The organism is Gilliamella sp. Occ4-3, assembly GCF_001690675.1.
Classification (GTDB): domain Bacteria; phylum Pseudomonadota; class Gammaproteobacteria; order Enterobacterales; family Orbaceae; genus Gilliamella; species Gilliamella bombi.
Window position 1 is genome coordinate 1 of sequence record NZ_LZHR01000096.1, and the last position, 22,296, is coordinate 22,296.

The 22,296-nt window shown below is 35.4% G+C and carries 21 protein-coding genes and 1 CRISPR repeat array; of the genes, 14 read left to right on the plus strand and 7 right to left on the minus strand.

Annotated elements, in window-relative coordinates:
- Positions 1-177: 177 nt before the first annotated feature.
- The 3 genes from A9G44_RS09585 (at position 178) to A9G44_RS09595 (ending at position 3,291) form a co-directional block, all read left to right on the plus strand.
- Positions 178-720, plus strand: coding sequence for a hypothetical protein (locus A9G44_RS09585; protein ID WP_065610682.1), 543 nt, complete (start codon positions 178-180; stop codon positions 718-720).
- 812 nt (positions 721-1,532) lie between these two features.
- A complete protein-coding gene (locus A9G44_RS09590; RefSeq protein ID WP_143426371.1) occupies positions 1,533-2,627 on the plus strand; it encodes a hypothetical protein in 1,095 nt (364 codons plus the stop codon).
- A gap of 337 nt (positions 2,628-2,964) precedes the next feature.
- Positions 2,965-3,291, plus strand: a complete 327-nt coding sequence (locus A9G44_RS09595) for a Grx4 family monothiol glutaredoxin (RefSeq protein ID WP_034914241.1) — start codon at positions 2,965-2,967, stop codon at positions 3,289-3,291.
- 77 nt (positions 3,292-3,368) lie between these two features.
- Here A9G44_RS09595 and rnt read toward each other — a convergent pair whose 3' ends face one another.
- Positions 3,369-4,055, minus strand: coding sequence for a ribonuclease T (gene rnt, locus A9G44_RS09600; RefSeq protein WP_218837582.1), 687 nt, complete (start codon positions 4,053-4,055; stop codon positions 3,369-3,371).
- A gap of 221 nt (positions 4,056-4,276) precedes the next feature.
- Between rnt and A9G44_RS09605 the strand changes: the two genes are divergently transcribed.
- From A9G44_RS09605 to cysZ, 7 genes are all read left to right on the plus strand, one after another.
- On the plus strand, positions 4,277-5,035 hold the full coding sequence (locus tag A9G44_RS09605; RefSeq protein WP_065610688.1) for a Nif3-like dinuclear metal center hexameric protein: 759 nt from the start codon (positions 4,277-4,279) through the stop codon (positions 5,033-5,035).
- Between the two features lie 95 nt (positions 5,036-5,130).
- The gene (gene dapA / locus A9G44_RS09610) at positions 5,131-6,009 is read left to right on the plus strand and encodes a 4-hydroxy-tetrahydrodipicolinate synthase (RefSeq protein WP_065610690.1); all 879 of its coding nucleotides are present in this window, start codon (positions 5,131-5,133) and stop codon (positions 6,007-6,009) included.
- A 30-nt stretch (positions 6,010-6,039) separates the two neighbouring features.
- Positions 6,040-6,807, plus strand: a complete 768-nt coding sequence (gene bamC / locus A9G44_RS09615; RefSeq protein WP_065610692.1) for an outer membrane protein assembly factor BamC — start codon at positions 6,040-6,042, stop codon at positions 6,805-6,807.
- A gap of 65 nt (positions 6,808-6,872) precedes the next feature.
- The gene (gene purC / locus A9G44_RS09620; RefSeq protein WP_034914211.1) at positions 6,873-7,583 is read left to right on the plus strand and encodes a phosphoribosylaminoimidazolesuccinocarboxamide synthase; all 711 of its coding nucleotides are present in this window, start codon (positions 6,873-6,875) and stop codon (positions 7,581-7,583) included.
- Entirely contained in the window at positions 7,583-8,038 is a 456-nt protein-coding gene (locus tag A9G44_RS09625; RefSeq protein WP_065560553.1) for a DUF441 domain-containing protein, read from the plus strand. The genes purC and A9G44_RS09625 overlap by 1 nt, the downstream gene beginning before the upstream one ends.
- Before the next feature lie 3 nt (positions 8,039-8,041).
- Complete coding sequence (locus A9G44_RS09630; protein ID WP_081298314.1) at positions 8,042-10,060, plus strand: tRNA(Met) cytidine acetyltransferase TmcA; 2,019 nt, start codon at positions 8,042-8,044, stop codon at positions 10,058-10,060.
- Between the two features lie 204 nt (positions 10,061-10,264).
- Entirely contained in the window at positions 10,265-11,095 is an 831-nt protein-coding gene (gene cysZ, locus A9G44_RS09635; RefSeq protein WP_081298315.1) for a sulfate transporter CysZ, read from the plus strand.
- Positions 11,096-11,103: 8 nt separating this feature from the next.
- Here the strand turns inward: cysZ and A9G44_RS09640 are convergent, their stop codons facing one another.
- From A9G44_RS09640 to pdxS, 5 genes are all read right to left on the minus strand, one after another.
- Complete coding sequence (locus A9G44_RS09640) at positions 11,104-11,292, minus strand: YpfN family protein (RefSeq protein ID WP_065589987.1); 189 nt, start codon at positions 11,290-11,292, stop codon at positions 11,104-11,106.
- 71 nt (positions 11,293-11,363) lie between these two features.
- The gene (gene dapE, locus A9G44_RS09645; RefSeq protein WP_065610696.1) at positions 11,364-12,503 is read right to left on the minus strand and encodes a succinyl-diaminopimelate desuccinylase; all 1,140 of its coding nucleotides are present in this window, start codon (positions 12,501-12,503) and stop codon (positions 11,364-11,366) included.
- 14 nt (positions 12,504-12,517) lie between these two features.
- Complete coding sequence (locus tag A9G44_RS09650; RefSeq protein WP_065610706.1) at positions 12,518-12,874, minus strand: ArsC family reductase; 357 nt, start codon at positions 12,872-12,874, stop codon at positions 12,518-12,520.
- 370 nt (positions 12,875-13,244) lie between these two features.
- Positions 13,245-13,688: direct repeats of the CRISPR family, unit length 28 nt; unit sequence GTTTACCGCCGAGTAGGTGGTTTAGAAA.
- Between the two features lie 205 nt (positions 13,689-13,893).
- A complete protein-coding gene (pdxT, locus tag A9G44_RS09655) occupies positions 13,894-14,493 on the minus strand; it encodes a pyridoxal 5'-phosphate synthase glutaminase subunit PdxT (protein WP_065610708.1) in 600 nt (199 codons plus the stop codon).
- A complete protein-coding gene (pdxS, locus tag A9G44_RS09660) occupies positions 14,493-15,380 on the minus strand; it encodes a pyridoxal 5'-phosphate synthase lyase subunit PdxS (RefSeq protein WP_065589983.1) in 888 nt (295 codons plus the stop codon). The genes pdxT and pdxS overlap by 1 nt, the downstream gene beginning before the upstream one ends.
- 202 nt (positions 15,381-15,582) lie before the next feature.
- Between pdxS and A9G44_RS09665 the strand changes: the two genes are divergently transcribed.
- The 3 genes from A9G44_RS09665 (at position 15,583) to A9G44_RS09675 (ending at position 18,531) form a co-directional block, all read left to right on the plus strand.
- Positions 15,583-16,992: an aminotransferase-like domain-containing protein gene (locus A9G44_RS09665; protein ID WP_065610710.1), complete on the plus strand. Its 1,410-nt coding sequence runs from the start codon at positions 15,583-15,585 to the stop codon at positions 16,990-16,992.
- 492 nt (positions 16,993-17,484) lie between these two features.
- The gene (locus A9G44_RS09670) at positions 17,485-17,748 is read left to right on the plus strand and encodes a SemiSWEET family transporter (protein ID WP_081298316.1); all 264 of its coding nucleotides are present in this window, start codon (positions 17,485-17,487) and stop codon (positions 17,746-17,748) included.
- 414 nt (positions 17,749-18,162) lie between these two features.
- Positions 18,163-18,531, plus strand: coding sequence for a DUF1161 domain-containing protein (locus A9G44_RS09675; RefSeq protein ID WP_065610712.1), 369 nt, complete (start codon positions 18,163-18,165; stop codon positions 18,529-18,531).
- Between the two features lie 54 nt (positions 18,532-18,585).
- Here A9G44_RS09675 and asnA read toward each other — a convergent pair whose 3' ends face one another.
- Complete coding sequence (gene asnA / locus A9G44_RS09680; RefSeq protein ID WP_034914238.1) at positions 18,586-19,578, minus strand: aspartate--ammonia ligase; 993 nt, start codon at positions 19,576-19,578, stop codon at positions 18,586-18,588.
- 564 nt (positions 19,579-20,142) lie between these two features.
- Here asnA and A9G44_RS09685 point away from each other — a divergent pair.
- Positions 20,143-21,642, plus strand: coding sequence for a hypothetical protein (locus A9G44_RS09685; RefSeq protein WP_065610713.1), 1,500 nt, complete (start codon positions 20,143-20,145; stop codon positions 21,640-21,642).
- The last annotated feature ends 654 nt before the right edge of the window (positions 21,643-22,296 follow it).

Consider the following 22,296-nt stretch of genomic DNA (forward strand, 5'->3'; position numbering starts at 1 on the left):
TTCCAAATTAGTAAATTTGTCAAAATAACAATAAAAAATTTATATTAAATAATAATTGAAATTAAACAGATCATAATGCATTATTCTTCAGCTTATTAAATTTAAGATAAAATTATTATTAGCATTAGTTCTGCTTAGGTTGATATAGGTTTATTTAATTAGAAGATGGTGTAGAGAATGATTGAAACAATTAAAGATTATGTAAAAGATAGGAAATTGATTAAAGAGTTATTAATTAGTTATGGGGTATTTTTGTTATTTTACATATTTTGTATGCGAGCTGATAATTGTGAACAAGCTGGTAGTGCTGGTATGGTGATGATATTGGCATCAATTTGCTATTTATTTTTTTTTATTACCATGTTTATTAAATCAGCGAAAATGATCCTATTTGGTCCTAAAGATAATAAATCAACTTCATTTAAATCGTTAATTATTAAATTTTTATTATTTGTATTTGCCATTATATCGATTCTAGGACTGGGTACATTTTTATTCCGTATCAATTATTTAACTATGGAAGATTTTGATAATGCTGCCTATTTATTTATTGATACAGATTATTTTCTAACTGATTTCTTTGTTTTTGTTATTCTGTGGAGTTATATATTTGTATTCCCTTTCGTCATTTATTTTTTTATTCTTCTTATTTTAAAAGTGATGAAATTTTTTACTATATTCATAACACAAAAAATTAATAATAAGTCCATAAATCACTAGTGGTAATTGGTTGCGATTATTCACTTTATTTAGCTAATTGTAGGAATAATCGTATTATTACATTAAGTTAAAGAAAATAAAGTAGGTGCTTCTTTCAATTGAAAGGCATAAAATTTTGTATAATATAATTTTGCTAAAAACATAACATATGTGATAACTAGTTTGACTAGTCATTACTGTTTGTCTATATAAATCGATAATTATGGGCAAATATAACCATCTTTATCTGTTTTAATATAAGTTGTATCAGTTACCCATGTACTATTGAGTATTTTATGTCCTTTGCATTATGATGCAGACTCAATGTCTTTAAGTTTTTTGTTAATTTATCCTGCCTAGGTGTTAGTAAGTTTGCTGATAGAAAGATGAGCATCAGATAACGAATAATTTGCTGTTTGTTGTTTGAATTTGACACTCAAATTTCTGACTTTAGTATTTTCTCTTATGATTTTTATTTATATTTTGGAGGCAACTTCTGTCCAATTTGGGACGAGGAGAATATTATGGATAAATGATTAAAGTGGAAGAAAGCATAAAAATTTACTAACTCAAACGTTATCACCAATATTAATAATTCCACAAAAAACTAAATGGCCATAAATATAACTTTATATTTTTATTGAAAATTTATTCCTATCTAAGGCTGAATTGTTTTCATCTTTACATTTCTTTACAAAAAATTCGCTAAAAAACTAGCCAACTATTTTTTAAATGGTTATACTTCTATCGTTATAGGAAAGCATGCTTATTAAATAAGCGAATAATTATAAAAATCTAAATAAAACAAATAATTACTTGACAGGCGAAATAAAATGCATTATTATTTTAGGCACAAGGCACAAGGCACAAGGCACAAGCACTGGCAAACCTATGCCTTAAATTTATCAAATAATTTTATCCGACGAGTTTTTGCACGAAACTCATTTATATTTTCCAAATTATCTCTCAACTCATCATCGAAATTGTTCCGAAAAATTTTGTTGGTGTTGGGGCTGTTATTATTGCCCTATTTATGGAGTTTAGAGGCATTGGCTAGCACAAGTGGTCGAGCGAATAATTATCGTAGTGATGCCATAATATTACCATCAGAACCATTACCAGATGAACCTTTTATACCAGCTATTAGTTATGTAAGGCCAAATAAGGATTGGGGTACAGATCAATATGCAGGCCCTATTGACGCATGGAATGTAAAAGAGGGATTTCCCATTCAATCAGATCCAAAATCTAATTTTCCAACCACAGGGGCTGATGGATTATTTTTTGATTTAGCGATAAAGGGAGTTGATCCAGATCAATTGACATGGACACCAGTCACGCATGATGGAATAACCGTCACCGTAAAAAGGACAATGACAAACGATAGATGGACTAAAGAAATGGTAACACGTGTTACTCTAAAGGGGCCAGAGGCTAGATTTCAATGGTATAATCCTTATCCGCGTCGAATTACTGTACCAAGGTTACCTTGGGAATTCGTATTAGTGGGGAGAGATAGAAGCGGTAATGAGATAGTAAGATATGCATTTGTATTACAAAAGTGGTTTGTTCACAGAGGAGATCAAGGAGCGTATTCTTTTGAGCAAGACGATTGGTGTAGGGGGTTAGGATATCGTATACCACAGGTAAAGGATCTGACTAATGCTGTGTGTTTTGGTTTGAATTCAGATAGGCGATGTAATGGAGCTGTCGGTGCTACGCCATCATCAACAGGTAATCATTATCAGCGCCGAATAGGGGCAGGATTTTTTGCGGAATGGGGGCTGTTGGCCGGTTACCGTGATACAAACTTCAACCGCTTCGGAGAGTACTGGACAGGTGATGATTCATTCGTTGTAAATGGAAATGGTAGCGTGATGGGTCTTTTTCCAAGTTTCTCCTCGTATGGAATTTGTACAACTCCTTAGCACTTAGTTCTTAATCCTAGAGTGATAGGTTAATTAAAGATAACGAATTAAAGTAAGCGCTTTCTGTGTAAGCAGGTGGCGCACGAACCGACAAAGAGGAGTCTTACAAAGGTAAATCCAGTAAAACCCACTTTTTCCAGCAAAAAAACGTCAGGGATTAGGTTGGTTTTATTATTTTTATTTTAATTGTTTAAAAAAATAACGCCTCCATAATTTGCTCTAAAAATCCCCATTAAGTAGCTTGGTTATAAGATACCAGTAGGAACAAGCAAAATTGTACGGTAAAATAGCTCGCATTATTACAATAAATTTCCAAGGAAAATGCATGACGACTGAAATGACAACACTCGACAAAATCAAAAAACAAATTGCCGATAACCCGATTATTTTATATATGAAAGGTTCGCCAAAATTGCCAAGCTGTGGCTTTTCGGCTCAGGCGGTGCAGGTTTTGTCGCAATGTGGTGAAGCGTTTGCTTACGTTGATATTTTACAAAACCCTGATATTCGTGCCGAATTACCTAAATTCGCTAATTGGCCAACGTTTCCACAATTATGGGTTGAAGGCGAATTAGTAGGTGGCTGTGATATTATGTTAGAGATGTTTCAAACAGGCGAACTGCAAACGCTTATTAAGCAAACTGCGGAAAAGTATAAATCCTAATTTAATGCAGTATGGTAAATTAAGCGCGCAAAATAGGCGCGCTTTTTTATTTTTATCAATTAGTGAATTAATACTGTTTACTCTTGTTTTTGTTGTCTATTATCTAAATCATTTTCGATTTTTGCATCTACACCCGAATCTGTAACTGCCAAAGGCCATCCACCTAATGCTTTAAATTGGTTAACGATTTTACAAAAAAGCATTGCCGTTTTTTGTGTATCGTATAGCGCACTGTGAGCTTGTTTATGATCGAATGTGATTTGTGCTACTTGGCAGGCTTTGGCTAGTACTGTTTGACCAAAAACCAAACCACTGAGTGACGCTGTGTCAAAAGTAGCAAATGGGTGAAATGGATTGCGTTTCATCCCTGTGCGTTCAGCAGCCGCCATTAAAAAACTATGATCAAAGTGTGCGTTATGCGCAACAATCACCGCCCGAGTACATTCACTGGCTTTTATGCCTGATCTAACCATTTTAAAAATTTCCTCTAAGGCATGCTTTTCGTTAACAGAACCACGAAGTGGATTATCAGGATCGATGCCATTAAAAGCAAGGGCTGCTGGTTCTAAAATTGCACCACTAAATGGATTGACATTAAATTGTAAGGATTGTTCTGGCTCTAGCCAACCATCTGGGGTCATCTTTAAGGTGATAGCGGCGATTTCTAAAATAGCGTTGAGTTTTGGATCGAATCCAGACGTTTCAATATCAATTACAACAGGATAAAACCCACGAAAGCGTTCACATAATTTGGCGTTTGGCACGTTAATTTTTCTTATCTATCAAAAAAGGTGTTATTATGCCATCTTTTAACCAGTTCGCCTAGCATTGGCTACAAGAGTTTGTATTCAATTTGTTAATCTTTGTAAAAAGCCAATACAGTAGTTTTATTCAAATTACATTAAACCAATGAGTAGGTGCGATTATTGGTTAAAGTGATTATAATCATCAATTATCATTAAATAATATTAAAATTGAGCGAATAATGCACAACTTTGAATTAGAACAGATTATTAATAACGAACTACAAATTAGTCGTTATCGTGACTATGCGCCAAATGGATTGCAAGTGCAGGGGCGCAAGCAAGTGAATAAAATTGTCACAGGCGTGACCGCTTGCCAGTTATTGTTAGATAAGGCGGTTGAATTAAAAGCTGACGCAGTTCTGGTTCATCATGGTTATTTTTGGAAGAGTGAACCACAAACCATTACAGGTATTAAATATCAAAGGATTAAAACACTGTTAACTAACGATATTAATTTATATGGTTATCACTTGCCATTAGATGGTCATGCTGTTTTGGGCAACAATATTGAACTGGCTAATTTATTGGGTATTTCAGTCGATAAACGCAATGACATTACCGATCTGCTTTTTACTGGTACATTAAACAAGCCACTTACTGCTTTACAATTTAAACACCAACTTGAGCAAGTATTACACAATAACCAACAATGCGTACTATTTTGTGGAGATAATGCTCCACAAGTTATTAATCGTATTGCATGGTGTAGTGGTGGAGGGCAAGATTATATTGAACAAGCAGCATTAATGGGAGTGGATGCTTTTTTTACTGGCGAAGTGTCTGAACGCACTATCCATATTGCACGCGAATATGGTATTAATTTTTATGCTGCTGGACACCATGCTACCGAACGTTACGGTATTAAAAAATTGGGTGAATGGTTAGCGAGCTGTTACGGTGTTGAGGTTATTTTTGTCGATATTGATAATCCTGTATAACAAAAGTTGAATTTAGTCTAGAAATATCGCATACTTATCCGCAGATTTTTATTCTTTACGTTGTGTTATAAACCAATTATATGAGAGGTCATTTTATGTTTACAGGAAGTCTGGTCGCACTTGTTACTCCCATGGATACAAAAGGAAACGTTGACCACGTAAGCTTAAAAAAATTGGTCGAATATCATATTGCAAATGGAACATCGGGTATTGTTTCGGTTGGTACAACAGGCGAATCAGCAACACTTGATCACCACGAGCATATTGATGTAATTAAAAGAACAATTGACTATGCTGATGGGCGCATTGCCATTATTGCTGGCACAGGCGCAAACGCAACGAAGGAGGCTATAGAATTAACCAGTAAGGTCGAAAATATTGGCGTCGTAGGCTGTTTAACGGTTGCACCTTATTATAATAAACCGACACAAGAAGGTATGTATCAGCACTTTAAAGCTATTGCCGAAAGTACGGAGTTGCCACAGATTTTATATAATGTACCAGGCCGTACGAGTAGTGATATCAAGCCTGAAACTGTTGGGCGTTTAGCTAAAATTAAAAATATTGTTGCATTAAAAGATGCAACAGGCGATTTATCAAGAGTTTATCCTACTCGCAAATTGGTTGGAGCTGATTTTAAATTATTGAGTGGCGATGATTCAACCTTTTTAGATTTTATGATTTTAGGTGGCGATGGCGTTATTTCTGTTACAGCTAATGTTGCAGCTAAGGCGGTTGCTACAGTTTGTCAGCTTGCGACTAATAATCAAATTCAAGAAGCCCGCAATTTAAACGATACTTTAATGGCTTTACATCACAATTTGTTCATTGAACCCAACCCAACACCAGCTAAGTGGGCTTGTGCAAGATTAGGTTTAATGCAAAATGCAACAATTAGATTACCAATGGTCTCATTGAGCACATCGTCAATTCCTGCGGTTGAACAAGCGTTAAAAGACGCAAATTTATTGTAATATAACCTTTAATTTTAAAAGCAGATATTTATGTTAAATAGCACATTAAACAGAACATTAAACTTAACCTTATTTAAAGGTAACGTCATTAAAAAAACAGCTGTTTTAACCGTTGTGACTTCTTTATTTATTGTTGGCTGTGGTAGTGATCAAAATTATAAGCGTGAAGTTGAAGGTAATGAAGATTACCTTAAATCACCTACGTTAAAACCGTTAATTATTCCTGAAGGTGTTTCGGTGCCTGCGGAAAGTGGCGATTTTTATGTTGTTAAAACTGAGGTTAAAGGCGAATTAGGTAAAAAACTTGATATAAGACCGCCTATTTTACCGATCCCAACTATTCAAGATGCATTTGCGATTTATAATAACGGTTCGGTCACTTTTAATGTGCCATTAAGCAATAATGTCTGGGATCGTATTCCTAATAGCCTAAATAAAAAAAATATCTTTATCGCTAGCCGTGATAATAACAGCATTAAAACCAATAAAGCCTTTATGGTGCGTGCAGACGAAAATCGAGCCGTTGAAGCCACTTATTCAATGACACGAAACTTGGTTGGCGATACTGAAACAATCACCATTTCAATCACCTCATTAACCCGTGGTACTGAAGATTTAATTTCGCAACCAATTGAAGTGCAACGCTATGTTGTAAGTTTATTCAATGACATAATGGATGATGTTGCACCTGATTCAGTTCGGGCTGTACCACGAAAAGCACAAGATAAAGAGGCTGAAAAAGAAAATACCGAAGGCAAAAAACCAGCAACAGCCGTAAGCGGTGCAAATCAAGAGTAAGTTTGGAATTTAAGGAGCGAATAGCTCCTTAATTATTTATTGGCAATTGATATAAGGTTATAAACATGAAAAAGTTGGCTGAGCTTTATCGTGGTAAAGCTAAAACAGTATATACCACCGAAAACTCTGATTTATTAATTCTTGAGTTTCGTAATGATACATCGGCATTTGATGGCTTGCGTATTGAACAGTTAGATCGTAAAGGCATGGTTAATAATAAATTTAACTATTTTATTATGAGCAAATTGCGCGAAGCTGGCATTCCAACTCAAGTTGAAGCCTTATTATCTGACAATGAAGTGCTAGTTAAAAAGTTGCAAATGGTACCTGTTGAGTGTGTGGTACGTAATCGAGCCGCGGGTTCTTTAGTTAAACGTTTAGGGGTTGAAGAAGGTAAAGTTTTAAATCCTCCTACGTTTGAATTATTTCTAAAAAACGATGCATTGCATGATCCAATGGTTAATGAATCACACTGCAAGGCTTTCGGTTGGGCTAGCGATGATCAACTTGCTAGAATGAAAGAACTTAGCTTTAAAATTAACACCATTTTGACTGATTTGTTTGATAAAGCAGGACTAATATTGGTTGATTACAAACTCGAATTTGGATTATTTAAAGGCGAAATCACTTTGGGTGATGAGTTTTCTCCTGATGGTTGTCGTTTGTGGGAAAAAGAGACAATGAAAAAAATGGACAAAGATCGCTTTCGCCAAGGTTTGGGTGGTGTGATTGAAGCCTATGAAGAAGTGGCAAAACGAATTGGTGTTCCTTTGTAATGTTTGCACAGTTTGATATCTCTTTTTTTCTACTTTTGGGGTTAGCGGCGCTGTGTTATTTAACACATAATAACACCGTGACATTTGCAGTGCTGTTATTGTTACTGTTTAAATTAACTCCGCTTGCCACTTATTTTCCGTTTTTAAATCAATATGGCTTAACAATTGGTATTGTTATTTTAACTGCCGCAATGATGGTGCCTTTAGCTGATGGCTCGTTAAAAATAGGCGATATTGCTAAATCATTTACCACTTGGCAATCTATATTAGCTATTTTTGTTGGAATTTTAGTATCGTGGCTTGGTACCCGAGGTATATCTCTCATTGGTGCGCACCCCACGATTATTAATGGCTTAATTATTGGTACGCTAATTGGAGTGGCTTTTTTCAAAGGTATTCCTGTTGGTCCTCTGATTGCTGCAGGTATTTTGTCGTTGTTAATTGGAAAAAGTTAACCTATGCACAAGTATCCCAACAGCACAAGAACGCTATGGGTGTTACAGGGTGAAGCCACACAGTTATTCGAGCAACTTAGCCAGACTATTTGTCATTACTCAGGTGATTGGTTAACGGTTACATCTCACTTTGAACTTTCTAGTTATTTACCCAATACATTAATTTCTGATGTAATACCGCCCAATCAAACTAAACAGTTGTTGGGGCAGCAGTATCGACATGCTATTTTTGATGCAACGGTAGGATTTAATCTTGATGCCTTTGCTATGCTTGTTGGCACGTTAGTTAAAGGTAGTATATTGGTTTTATTATTGCCTAAAAATCTGTCTACTTGGCATGATCAAGATAGCTTACGCTGGAACGAAAGCCAAATGTCCATTAATGTGCCTAATTTCGTTGCACATTTAATACAGACTTTAACTGAATTTGGTTTATCAATTTATCCTAAAATTTCATCAAAACAGGTTATATCCTCCAAGATATCCCTGCCTGAAGTTATTATTGATAACGTTTGTGATTTAGCCGAGCAACAAGCAACTTTAAAACAATTATTAAATAGCACTAAGCCTATTAACGTATTAGTCGCTAAACGTGGACGCGGTAAATCGGCACTAGCTGGGTTATTTAGCCATTACCAACGTTGTATTGTGACAGCACCAAATAAATCAGCACTGACCACCTTTTTTGCTTTTGCTAAGCCCGATACCCCATTTTTTGCCCCAGATGAATTAATTGCTCAATCATGTATTACTGTTGCCGATTATTTAATTATTGATGAAGCTGCCATGATCCCACTTCCCATGCTGGAAAAATTGTTAAAACTAGCTAAAGCAAATAACACTCGAGTATTATTAACAACGACTGCTGATGGGTATGAGGGTACAGGACAGGGCTTTTTGTTGAAATTGTTATCAAATAAAGCATATCAATATTTTGAGCTATTTAGCCCCATCCGCTGGCAGGCAGGCGATATGCTAGAGCAATTTAGCGATCGATTGTTACTTAATGGTTTATTAACAAAGGGCGATTATTTTGATGTAAGCTCATCATCAATCCAAAATTCAAAAGTTGAACGTAATAATGTTGATATATTAAGATCGATATTTTATTTATTGAAAATAGCACATTACCAAACTACGTTAGTTGATTTAAGACGCTTGTTTGATGCGCAAAATTTGACAATTTGGCAAGCAACAGCTAACCATAATCAAATAGCTGCCGCACTCACTGTTGTTGAAGGTAACTTGCCAGATAGTTTAATAACCGAAGTGTGGCAAGGTACACGTCGACCAAAAGGTAATTTGGTCGCACAGTCGTTAGTCGCCCATGCAGGTGAGCAGCAGGCGGCTAAATTGCGCTCAATTCGGATTAATCGTATAGCGGTTATTAGTGCCTATCAGCGACAAAATATAGCAAGGCAACTTGTGCAAACTATCTTTGAAGATGCTAAAGCACAGAATATCGACTTTTTATCGGTTAGTTTTGCTTATACCCCGTCTAATTACCAATTTTGGATTGCTTGTGGATTTGTTTTGGTGCATGTCAGTAGTCATAAACAGGCAAATAGTGGTAGTTATTCAGTTATGGCGCTAAAGCCATTAACCGATTCGGGACGAAATCTAATCATTAAATTAAAACAAAAATTACAGCGTAATGTTTATTGGCTCAAAGATATTATTGATTTACCATTTACTGAGATGATTGAAAGTAAAGATAAGTCACAATTAACTCAAGATTTAGACGCCTACGATTTTGATGAACTAAATGGGTTTGCTTACTATCATCGACCGTTTGAAGCCACTTATGCCACACTGTGTCGATTAGTTCGCTATAATCAAACGCATCAACAATCGCAACCACAGCAACAACTAACATTGCCTGTGTTATCAGCACTAATAAAAAGCAAAAACAACCAATCTTTGCTCATTAGTTCATATCAACTTGCAGGAAAAAATGCATTAATGCAAACCATCAAGCAAGAGATCAAAACATGGTTAGCAATTCAAGTTAGTAATTCATAGTTAGCGATTCATAGTTAGTAAATAATGGCAATAATATGCTTTTTGACGAAAAAACCAATAATAAAGATAGCTGATTATCATTGCAGGTTACCAAGGGCTATGTTTACAATAGTTATCATGTTTAAGTTCAACTTAATTTTTACCTAACTAGTTTTAACTGAACTAGTTTTAACATAATTCGTTTTAATTAAAAAGGAATCGAATGTGACGCAAAATAAATTAGAAAACCAAGCACAACATCGCCATTCAAAAAAACAAACTCAAAATCCAAAAAATCAACCCACGACAGGTATTGAGTATTTTTTTAAAGGTTGGTCATTGGCATTTAGTCCAGGTATTAAGCGATTTGTTTTTTTACCATTAATTGCCAATGTTGTGATTATGTCAGCATTATTTTATTGGTTCTTTACGGCTATCTCGGGCATGGTTGATTGGGGAGTGTCGTATATGCCAAGTTGGTTACATTGGCTTGGATATATTATTGTTTTTATTGTTATTTTAGCGTTGGTTATTTTGTTTTGTTATTTCTTTAGTACGGTAACCAATATCATAGCAGCTCCGTTTAATGGCTTGTTAGCTGAACAGGTTGAAGCACAGTTAACGGGGATCCCCGCAGCAGATATGTCGTGGATAAGTCTTATTAAGGATCTTCCTCGTATTTTTAAACGTGAACTACAAAAACTACTTAACTATTTATTATGGGCAATTCCGATACTGCTAACTTATTTTATTCCTGTTATTGGGCAATCAGTAACGCCAGTGGTTTGGTTTTTATTTACCGCTTGGCAAATTAATATCCAATATGCTGATTATGCCTTTGATAACCACAAAATTACTTTTCACCGTATGCGTGAATTACTCAAGCAAGATCGGGTAGATAATTTAACTTTTGGTATGATAGTCAGCTTTTTTACCATGGTACCATTGCTTAATTTAATTGTTATGCCTATTGCGGTATGTGGCGCAACGGCAATGTGGGTTGATCGCTACCGTCATCAAGCCTTATGTGACAGTAGTAGCCAAGACTTTCGTTAAGCAGAGGGTTATTTTTTCTTCGTCGAATTTGTTGATGGCCAATCGTCGTCATCATCTTGATAAGGGATAGGTTTTATCCCTTTCTTTTTTTCAAGATACGCTTTATAACTTAGTCGATTCAGCGCCTTAATGGTATTAATAAAAATCCCAATTAAAATAACCACAATTATCCACCAGTAATCTTTAAGCCACTCCATCGTACTTCCTCTTAGGTTAAAATCGCAATCGCCAAGTTATAGTTGCTAGGTCAACAACAATTGTGCCACAATTATACCAACAGTAATTTTTCTAATATGCGGTTATAAATTGCAGTTAAGGTAATTATATCTTTGCAGTTGGCGTTTTCGTTGACTTTGTGAATAGTCTTATTTAATACGCCTAGTTCGATCACTTGACAGCCCATCTTAGCAATAAAGCGTCCATCTGAAGTACCGCCGCTGGTCGATAGCTTGGTATCAATGTTGGTAAATTCCTTAATAGCACTTGCAGCAGCGTTAGTTAAATCGCCTTGTGGTGTTAAAAAAGGATGTCCTGATAATCGCCAAGATAACGTATAGTTCAAATTATGTTTTTGTAAAATCTGCTCAACGCGCGCTTTAATTATCGTATCAGTTAATTCACTACTATAGCGAAAGTTAAATTGCACACTTAGATCACCTGGCACAACGTTTTCAGCACCTGTACCGCCATTAATATTGGCAATTTGCATAGTTGTTTGAGGAAAATACTGATTGCCTTCATCCCAAACAGTGCTAACTAGTTCATTTAATGCAGGAGCAAAGCGATGGACAGGGTTATCGGCAAGTTGAGGATAGGCCACATGACCTTGAATACCATGCACAACTAAATTAGCTGTTAGTGAACCACGGCGACCGTTTTTAATTTGATCGCCAAGTACAGCATCGCTTGACGGTTCACCCACAATACAATAATCAACACGTTCTTGACGCTTCATTAGCAAATCGACAACCTTAACAGTGCCATCGGTTGCATCGGCCTCTTCGTCTGATGTAATTAAAAAAGCTACTCGCCCAGCGTGATTTGGATGTTGCTTAATAAAATCTTCAGCCGCACAAACCATGGCAGCAACGCCACTTTTCATGTCAGATGCACCACGTCCATAAAGCACGCCTTGTTCATCAATGGTTGGCGAAAATGGCGGATAAAGCCATTTGCTTTCATCACCAGCAGGTACGACATCGGTATGTCCTGCAAACATTAAGGTTTTGCTGTTAGCTTCGCCATGATAAGCCCATAAGTTTTTGGTCTTTCCAATATTAACTTCTTCAATAGTAAAACCGAGCGGTTTTAGCCGTTCAATAATCATTTTTTGACAATTTTTATCGTCAGGACTGATTGATTTTTCGGCGATGAGTGCTTGAGTCAGTGCAATAACAGGTTCAGTCATAGTGGTCTCGATTTTTATTTAGATTGCGAAATAAATTGTGAATAAAGTTCCTCTGAAAAACCCAACAATGCACGCTTCCCATCGATAAGCAGAGGGCGTTTTAAAATAGATGGATTGGCTAACATAATCTTTTTAGCTGTTTGAGTATTATTAACCTCAGCACGAACAGATTCATTTAACTTACGCCAAGTAGTACCCCGTGTATTGAGCAAGCTTTGCCAATCAATCAATTGTAAAAAAGCATCCAATAGCTCTTCTGAAAGCCCATCGGTTTTATAATTATGAAATTGATAGCTTACATGATGATCATCAAGCCAAGTAAAAGCTTTTTTCATTGTGTTGCAGTTTTTGATACCGTAGATGATATACATAGTAGGTGATCCAACATTGAAAATAATAGCAAAGATTATAACAGTTATCGGCTTGAAGCGGCAAACTAAAGGGATTTATTTGTATTAATTCATATTAATACTCATATTTAATCTTAGTTGTTAAAGCCAAATGGTTATTAGTGAAAGTTTGAAAATTTTAAATAATTTGGATGGTGAGTTAAGAAATGAATTTTTGAACAGATAATTTCACTCATTTTAAAAAGATCAAACTATTGCTAACCCTTTTTTTTAACAATAAATAAAATCAAATAAAAACAACACACTAAAAAAGCTCTAAAAAAAAGGGTTTTCAAAAGCAAAAATCCTATTTGTCTTTTGCGAAACAAGGTTTATATTATATCGGTTTCTAGTTTACCGCCGAGTAGGTGGTTTAGAAATTATTTATCAGGATTTATAGTCTACATACTGCGTTTACCGCCGAGTAGGTGGTTTAGAAAAATCTAAAATTAGCAAGTTGAAAATCGGTATTGTTTACCGCCGAGTAGGTGGTTTAGAAAGTCGATCACTATCGTTCTGCGCCGACTTTTAAGTTTACCGCCGAGTAGGTGGTTTAGAAAACTCAGTCCTTTCCCTAGTATTGACCATGTTTACCGCCGAGTAGGTGGTTTAGAAAGTTTTCAATTAACATTATCAAAGTCAAGCAAAGTTTACCGCCGAGTAGGTGGTTTAGAAATCGTTCGTATTTTTCGTAACTTTCTGACGAGTGTTTACCGCCGAGTAGGCGGTTTAGAAAAAGGAGCTTAATTGCGTTGTTGTTATGTTAACGTTTACCGCCGAGTAGGCGGTTTAGAAAAATATGTTTCTGAATGTCCCTCGCCTGGCTAGGCTTACCGCTGAGTAGGTGCCATATAAATTAAAAAAGCCCTCAGACGAGAGCAATAGGTGTCTACTGACAGAATGGCTGGCTATGGTTATTAGCTGTGTTCAAAAATTTTATAGAACACTTAAGCTAGTCATTAATAATCCATTATCAATAACATAAAATAAATATTAATCAATTAATTACAACATTTTTCAACAAAGTAATGCATAATTCGATTATCGGCGGTTAGTTCGGGGTGAAATGAGCAAACCAAAATATTATCTTGCTGTGCCATCACACAATGATTATCAATAAAAGCTAGCTGATTGACTTGCTCACCGGCTTTGGCAATATAAGGCGCACGAATAAATACTGCTGGAATTTGCTCACCAATATTTGGTATCTCTAACATTGTCTCAAAGCTGTTAATTTGTCGACCAAAACCATTGCGTTCAACGCAAATATCCATCAAATCTAATAATTTGACCTCGTTATGAGTTGTCGTTTTGCCACAAAGCACTAGCCCAGCACAAGTACCTAAAATTCCTTTGCCTTGTTTGGCAAATTGTTGAATGGGCGCTAAAAGCCCATTTTGTTTAATTAATCGACTAATTGTGGTCGACTCTCCGCCGGGAATGATTAAACCATCTAAATTAGCTAATTGTTCCGGTTTCTGAACTAGTGTTGCTTGTACATTATCAATACTATTTAGCATCAAAATATGCTCACTAACTGCTCCTTGTAAGTTGAGCACACCAATGTACTTAACATTGCTTAGTTTGGATGATTTTGCCATTACCAACCTCGATCTTGCATTCTTTCTGATTGAGCAAGTGTGCTGATTTCAATGCCTTTCATGGCTTCGCCTAATCCTTTTGATAATTCGGCTAATCGTGGATAATCATCAAAATAAGTAGTAGCTTGCACAATGGCTTTGGCAAATTTTTCTGGATTTTGAGATTTAAAAATGCCCGATCCAACAAAAACACCATCAGCACCTAGTTGCATCATAAGTGCTGCATCGGCAGGGGTCGCAACGCCACCAGCGGCAAAATTCACAACTGGTAACTTACCTAGTTGTTTTACTTGTAATACAAGTTCATAAGGTGCGCCAATTTCTTTAGCAAAAGTCATTAGCTCATCTTTTGATTTTCCTGTTACCAAACGGATTTGCTCATTGACTTTACGTATATGGCGAACAGCTTCAACAATATTCCCTGTTCCTGGTTCGCCTTTGGTACGTAACATTGATGCTCCTTCACCAATTCGACGTAGTGCTTCACCTAAATCACGACAGCCACAAACAAAAGGCACGGTAAATTCATCTTTTAGAAGATGGTACTGTTCATCGGCTGGGGTTAGTACTTCGCTTTCGTCAATATAATCAACCCCCATTGATTCTAAAATACGTGCTTCAACAATGTGGCCAATACGTGCCTTAGCCATGACAGGTATACTAACTGCATTCATGACTTGTTCAACAATAGTAGGATCTGCCATTCGAGCGACACCACCAGCAGCTCGAATATCTGACGGTACTCTCTCTAAAGCCATTACCGCAACTGCACCAGCTTGTTCGGCAATTTTAGCTTGTTCAGCATTAACAACATCCATGATTACGCCACCTTTTTGCATTTGTGCCATACCACGTTTAACGGTCTGTGTTCCTGTAATTTGATTCATTTTTTACTCCTAGTTGAAAATTGGCCTTGTTTGAAAAGTATTATTCAAAAAGAAACAGTTAGACGAAACAGCCAATTGGACTATAATAAAACCATCCAATTTTAGGTTTATTGGTGTTACTATAAAAATCGATCAGGTAGACTATTGATTTTATTTGATTTTTAATGTATTTTCAAAAAAAACAAGTATTTAAAAATAAAATATGTGGCAAAAACAAAAACTAACCCAATTTGAAGGCTCACTTTTTCAACAATTGACTCACTTAATTGAACATTATATTGAGCAAGGAATTTTGATTGCTGGCGAAAAGTTACCTTCAGAAAGGGAGCTAGCTAAAATGTTACAGATTAACCGCTCAACTGTAGTACATGCATTGGAGCTGTTGACTGAACGAAGCATACTAATTCGACGTCGAGGCAGTGGTACTTATGTCAATAATAAAAAATGGGGCGTACAAACTTATTCATCGATCAATTGGCGTTTACCTGCCCATTTTTATCGAGATAAAAAATCATTTTATCAACAAAAAGTGGCACAAGTACGTGCGCAACAAGTGCATATTTGCGATCTGGCTAATGGTGATTTGCCAACCAATTTAATTCCCAAACTACAGCTACCTAATACCTCGTTAAATGAATTGATTATGCATGAAAAAAACAGCGATGCATTACAATTAGGTTTACCATCGCTTAAAGCTCAAATTGCAACTTACATGCAAACGCAGTTTTCTATGCAAGTTGATATTAACGAAATTTTAATTACATCGGGCACGCAACAGTCGTTATTTCTTATTACACAGGGTTTACTTAAGCCAGGTGATACAGTTGGAATTGAATCTCCTTCCTATTTTTACTCCTTACCTTTGTTTCAGGCTGCTGGATTACGTTTATATGGTATTGAATGTGATAATGAAGGTATTACTCTTGAAAGCCTAGCAAATTGCGTACAACAACATCAAATAAAATGGTTATTTTTGAATCCTATATTTCAAAACCCAATGGGCTTTGTTATGAGTAATAAACGAAAACAGGAAATTCTTGCATTTTGCCGTTCGCAATGTATTGGTATTGTTGAGGATGATGCCTATAGCAGTTTAGCGTTTAAACCTAATTTGCCAGTATTGCCCATAAAAAAATGGGATCAGCATAATCAAGTTATCTATTTAGGATCGCTATCAAAATATATAGGGGGAAATATCCGTATTGGGTGGATGGTAGCACCGCGTAATATTATCAAAAATCTGTCCAATATTCGGCAACACATTGATTCGGGGTTAAGTATATTGCCGCAATTATTAGCTCAAGAATATCTACAGCATCATCACACTGTCCATCAACAACAGCTACGGGAAACGTTACAAAGCAGAGCAGAGCAGTTAATGTATTGGTTGGATTGCTATTTCGGTGGTGAGATTACTTATCAACCTCCACTAGGTGGCTTTCATTTATATGCGCATTTACCTGTAAAAACGGTAGCGCAGGAATTAGCCTTACTTAACCAACTGTTATCAAAAGGTGTAACGGTATCGCAAGGGACTGACTTTGGTGATAACTTAGGGACAATTAGATTAAGTTATGGGCATTTTGAACAGCAAATAATCTCAAAAAAATGATAAAAACACTTGCTTTTTTAGATAAAATAAAATTAATTTTATGGTCGTTTAATATTTAATCTTTTCAATAAATACGTTAATAATCATGTTGTTACGTAGTTATCAACAGGTTTATTCAGTAGTTATTAAGTCATAAAGTGAATAAATATCTTAAGCCCCCTTTTTTAATTATCCGTAAATAAACCACACTCAAAAAAGCTCAATAGGCAATTGAGCAAAATATCACCTTTTAACCAATTATTGAAATTAGTTTTTTCTTGTTATTTGCTTTTGTAACGCAATGCTAACAAATGACAAATTTTTATAACATTATGAATAAATGTAAAATCACTTATAAATAACATTATGGCTTAATCAAAAATTGGCTAATTACTTACCTTTTTTTTATTTTACTTTACCATTGAACCAAATATGTTAGTTTACTGCCACTATTCTGAATCGTTATAATTACAAGCATCAGGTGAAAACCATAAACGATATTAGGAGACTATTTTGTATCTTTCATCTAAGGCTTTTCGTATTTTGGGTATTATCGCTACAGTGGCGTCATTAGGGATGTATGTTTCTTATATTCCACAAATCATCGATAATTTGCATGGATTGAAAACAAATCCAATTCAACCATTAGCCGCTTCCATTAACTGCTCGCTTTGGGTCTGTTATGGCCTGCTACAAGAAAAGAAAGATTGGCCACTAGCAATTGCTAATTCACCAGGCGTAATTTTTGGGTTAATTGCCTTTTTTACTGCTCTATAATTTATTAAGAGCATTATGTAACAGGTAATTAGTTGCGTTTAAATTATTGCTTTTGGGATAGCATTTTTGTTGTTGGAGTTGATAGTAAATTTCAACAAGAATTGCAAAAAAGATTTTTTTTGTTATCAAATTAAATCGAAAATTGTACAGATTAATATTTAGTCAGCTAAAAAATGTTTAATAATTAAAATGTTATTGAGTTATTAACAGGTTTGTTAAATACTTATCAAATTGTACAGTGAATAAATCAAGTTAATCGATTTACTTTAATATTATCGACAAAATGATAGTTTTTTGAAACTGGCAATTAAGCTAGCAGATTATTTTTAAGTACATCTTAAAAGAAGATAGACAGACTAATAGATAGTTTTATAATGCATCCAAAAATCAAATAACCGTCAAAAGGGAAAGAAAATGAAAAAATTAATCGGTGTATTTTTACTTAGTTTACCCATGTTGGCAGTAGCTTCAAATTGTGATGAAATTAGTGCTAATATTGCTGAAAAAATCAAAAATAACGGTGTTGAACCTTCACAATTTCAGTTAAAACTTGAACCATCTGATAAATCAGAACAACAAATCGAAGGTAAAATTGTTGGTTCATGCGATCGTGGTCAACAACGTATTGTTTATGTTCGTTTGGATGGTTTTGCAACGCAAACACAAACACAAACTCAGCCAGCTAATACAAAAGAGGAAACTGAGAACAGTAAAGCAAAACCATCAACAACCCCCCCAACCGAATCAACACCAGCCGAAGGTAAATTACCCGTCAAAAATTAATTTGTAATTTTGCAGAAAAATAGGGCGTAATGCCCTATATTTGTATGTTTGTGACTAAAGCAAATGGCTGTAATTTGCTTTGACGTCTTCGTTCCATACGCTTGATTGTACTTGACCAATGTGTTTTTGTTGTAAAAGTAACATAACCAAACGCGATTGCCCAATTCCACCACCAATGGTTTGCAACAAATCACCATTAATTAATGCTTTATGCCAAGCAAGCTCTAAACGATCTTCGTCATTTGTTAGTTTTAATTGACGTTTTAATGTTTCAGGATTGACGCGAATCCCCATTGATGAAATTTCCAATGCTCTATGCAAAATTGGATTCCACACTAAAATATCGCCATTTAAGCCATTAGATCCTAAATCGTTTTCACTGCTCCAATCATCATAATCAGGTGCACGAGCATCGTGCTTTTCATTATTTGATAATTTACCGCCAATACCAATTAAAAACACAGCCCCAAGTTCTTTAGTTATTGCGTTTTCACGCTCTTTTGGGGATAAATTTGGATAGCGTTTTAATAACTGCTCGCTATCGATAAAGGTAATAGATTCGGGTAAAAATTGTGAAAGATGATACTGCTGTGAAACGATTTTTTCGGTCGCTTTAATGGCTGCATAAATATTTTCGACCGTTTGTTTTAAATAAGTTAAATTGCGATCTTCTGGGCGAATTACTTTTTCCCAATCCCATTGATCAACATAAACTGAATGAATTGGCGAAAGTTGATCTTCGTCTGGGCGTAATGCTTTCATATTAGTGTAGATTCCTTCGCCAACTTCGAAATGGTGATCACTCAAAATTTTACGTTTCCATTTAGCTAGTGAATGTACCACTTCATATTGTGCATTAGGTATTGCTTTTACCTTAACTTGTACTGCGTGCTCGGTACCTGACAGATTATCTTGAATACCATCGCCAACTTTACTTAGTAACGGAGCTTGCACTTCGATCAGTGATAAACGCTCGGCAAGTTGATCAGCAAAAAATTGCTTAACAAAGCTAATTTGCTGTTGCTGCTCTTTAAATGATATCGTCATGTTTACGCTCTAATCATTTATTTAATTTTCAGTGTGCCAGTAAAGTAAACTAGATGAGTGAATTTTGCAAGATGAAGATAGAAAGCTAAAGCATTGACTTGTTTAAATTGAATAAACGCTTGATTTTATTAAAAAACGAAATTTAAAAACTTTAATAAAATCAATTATCTACCTAAGAAATTTTAGGGGAGACATACTTACAGCGCTATCAAGGTTAATATGCTTGTCTTATCACAACATCAAAATGCATGATCACTAAGTTAGGTTAACACGCCAAACTGGCGGTTTTGTGTTTTGGCGGTTAGTAGTGATATTAAGTATTAAAAATAAAAAGTTAATTTATCATAAACTTAACATTATATTTTGCTAAAAAATTGACTTATTGCTAAAGCTGAATCATTTCTATCTTTACATTTCTTTACAAAAAAGTAAGCTCAAGAACTAGCCAACTATTTTTTTAACGGCTATACTTCCATCGATTTAGGAAAACAAGCTTATTTAACAAGCTAATAAATATAAAATAAAACAAAACAATAAAACAATGTACTTGATGGATGAATCGTAATGCAATATCATTTTTGTCACAAGACTTGGCAAGCCTATGTCTTAAATTTATCGAATAATTTTATTCGGCGAGTGTTTGCTCAAAACTTATTTATATCTCTGAAATTATCTACAAAATCATTTTTAAAAATTCAATTGGTACTGGCGCTGTTGTTGTTATTGCCGTATTCATTGGAATCGCAAGCGTTATCGGCCACTACATCAAATACCATTCAAGGCACAGCCCCCTATTTAACGCTTGATGATGGTGTCACTAAAGAGACTAATATAGATAGCTTATTAGCTATTAAGTTATCGGACGGTCGGACATTTACACCACAAAATAATCCCTCATCACCGACAGCAACAATTAAGGTACCTGTAGAGTATACTTGGGGTAATATTAATATAATAGTTCCGCCATCAAGAGAGATGATCACTATGGATGAGTTGGCGGAAGAGTTGGTAGCACAAGGTAAATTGCGAGATGATGATGGAGATCTTATAATGGCAAGTGGGGGTATCACTTTGTCTATCTTGGATAAAAATGGTCAATGGATTAATTCTGATCGTAATAATGATAGTAGATTAACGATATGTGGTGCACCTTATGCAGTGAAATTAGATAGTCCACTTGTTGGTTTATTTACTATGTATGGTGACCCATCTTATAGTATACTCGAAGGAGGTTCGGTAACGTATTACATTAGTCCAAATACCCCCCCTCAAATCTGTTCTGTAAAGCCAAATCTCGTTGGTGGTCTGGATGGTCTAGGTGACATATGGAATTATAAGGACGGATTTTTCGTTCAATCAACTAATCCTGATTTATACAACCTAAATTTCCCGACCACAGGTGCGCATAATTTATATTTTGATTTACTCATAGGAGGAGTAGATGAAAGTCAGTTGACTTGGTCGCCAGTTACACTTGGGGGAATCACAGCGACAGTAACGAAAGAAGCGGTTACTAATGGGGGTGTTGAGAAAATTGTAACGCGCGTTAAGTTGACAGGGCCAGCGGCAAGTGATAGTCAAAAAGAATCAGATAGTCCAGGTCGAATTGCCGTGCCAGATTTACCACAGGTATTTAAATTAGAGGGTCGAGATAGTAGTGGTAATGTGGTAGTGAAATATGGATTTAAGTTAAAGCAGTGGTTTGTTGCACGAGGAAACAAGTTAGGGACATTTTCTGAGCAAGAATCTTGGTGTAATAGTATAGGTTATCGTCTGCCTCGGATAAGCGATTTAACTAATGCGAAATGTGGTATAGATGATCATTTTCCATGTGTAGAAGACATAAATGGCGCGGCTCCTTTATCAATAGGTAATAATTCTCAGAGACGAATAGGCGCAGGTTTATTTACCGAGTGGGGCGTACTGCTTGAATATACCGATGCTGATCTCGGATTCCAGCATTGGACGAGTGATATAATGGGAAATAATCCGTTTCTTGTATACGAAGGCGTGGTTACTGGATCTTATGGGATTTATGATGCTTCTGCTATTTGCACGTTTTAGTGGTTAGTTCAGTTTTAAAGCACAGGGATATTTATGGCGTTAATCAAGGACAATCTAGCCAAGAACTAAGCCGCTGCTCAATGGAGCATCGGCTGGCAAAACCAGTTAGCCTTAAGCTTTAAAAACTTAAAACCAAAAAACGCCCCGACTAATAAGATTTAAAAATTTGCGCTTTTGTTATTAACCAGTTGTTATTAAACGACTGTTATTAAATAATAAAAGCGCTTTTCTTGAAAAATAAAGTCACAATAATAAAAAAAATTAATCTATAAGTTTTCGATTTTAATTAAAAATATAGATTGGACTATGAAAGCAAACAGTCTGTTTATACTTAAATTAGAGTAACACATTTTTCGAAAATAACCGTTTTAGGCGTGGTACAACAGGGTACTTTAAAATGTCTGGTTATAGTAGCAAGGCAAAAAATTTTAATTACTCATTAAATTTTATTTGCCGAAAAAACTTGTTATTGTAGATTAATTACCCATGACGGCGATTGGAAAGGTTGCTAGAAAAAACTGTGTCAATTGCTATTATAAATTACTGTTATTAATAATTATCAAAAAAACTGAACATTGTTAAATGCTCAGCCCTGATTTTTATACATCAAATACTTAACTTAATTTTTATAGCGGTATATTAGTTTATTAAACA

Coding starts and splice junctions, on each gene's coding strand:
- pdxS (WP_065589983.1), bottom strand. CDS start 15,380: ATGAATCAAATTACAGGAACACAGACCGTTAAACGTGGTATGGCACAA.
- bamC (WP_065610692.1), top strand. CDS start 6,040: ATGTTAAATAGCACATTAAACAGAACATTAAACTTAACCTTATTTAAA.
- A9G44_RS09630 (WP_081298314.1), top strand. CDS start 8,042: ATGCACAAGTATCCCAACAGCACAAGAACGCTATGGGTGTTACAGGGT.
- A9G44_RS09590 (WP_143426371.1), top strand. CDS start 1,533: ATGCATTATTATTTTAGGCACAAGGCACAAGGCACAAGGCACAAGCAC.
- A9G44_RS09675 (WP_065610712.1), top strand. CDS start 18,163: ATGAAAAAATTAATCGGTGTATTTTTACTTAGTTTACCCATGTTGGCA.
- A9G44_RS09585 (WP_065610682.1), top strand. CDS start 178: ATGATTGAAACAATTAAAGATTATGTAAAAGATAGGAAATTGATTAAA.
- dapE (WP_065610696.1), bottom strand. CDS start 12,503: ATGACTGAACCTGTTATTGCACTGACTCAAGCACTCATCGCCGAAAAA.
- dapA (WP_065610690.1), top strand. CDS start 5,131: ATGTTTACAGGAAGTCTGGTCGCACTTGTTACTCCCATGGATACAAAA.
- A9G44_RS09650 (WP_065610706.1), bottom strand. CDS start 12,874: ATGTATATCATCTACGGTATCAAAAACTGCAACACAATGAAAAAAGCT.
- A9G44_RS09605 (WP_065610688.1), top strand. CDS start 4,277: ATGCACAACTTTGAATTAGAACAGATTATTAATAACGAACTACAAATT.
- A9G44_RS09625 (WP_065560553.1), top strand. CDS start 7,583: ATGTTTGCACAGTTTGATATCTCTTTTTTTCTACTTTTGGGGTTAGCG.
- A9G44_RS09685 (WP_065610713.1), top strand. CDS start 20,143: ATGCAATATCATTTTTGTCACAAGACTTGGCAAGCCTATGTCTTAAAT.
- A9G44_RS09595 (WP_034914241.1), top strand. CDS start 2,965: ATGACAACACTCGACAAAATCAAAAAACAAATTGCCGATAACCCGATT.
- A9G44_RS09640 (WP_065589987.1), bottom strand. CDS start 11,292: ATGGAGTGGCTTAAAGATTACTGGTGGATAATTGTGGTTATTTTAATT.
- purC (WP_034914211.1), top strand. CDS start 6,873: ATGAAAAAGTTGGCTGAGCTTTATCGTGGTAAAGCTAAAACAGTATAT.
- asnA (WP_034914238.1), bottom strand. CDS start 19,578: ATGACGATATCATTTAAAGAGCAGCAACAGCAAATTAGCTTTGTTAAG.
- A9G44_RS09665 (WP_065610710.1), top strand. CDS start 15,583: ATGTGGCAAAAACAAAAACTAACCCAATTTGAAGGCTCACTTTTTCAA.
- pdxT (WP_065610708.1), bottom strand. CDS start 14,493: ATGGCAAAATCATCCAAACTAAGCAATGTTAAGTACATTGGTGTGCTC.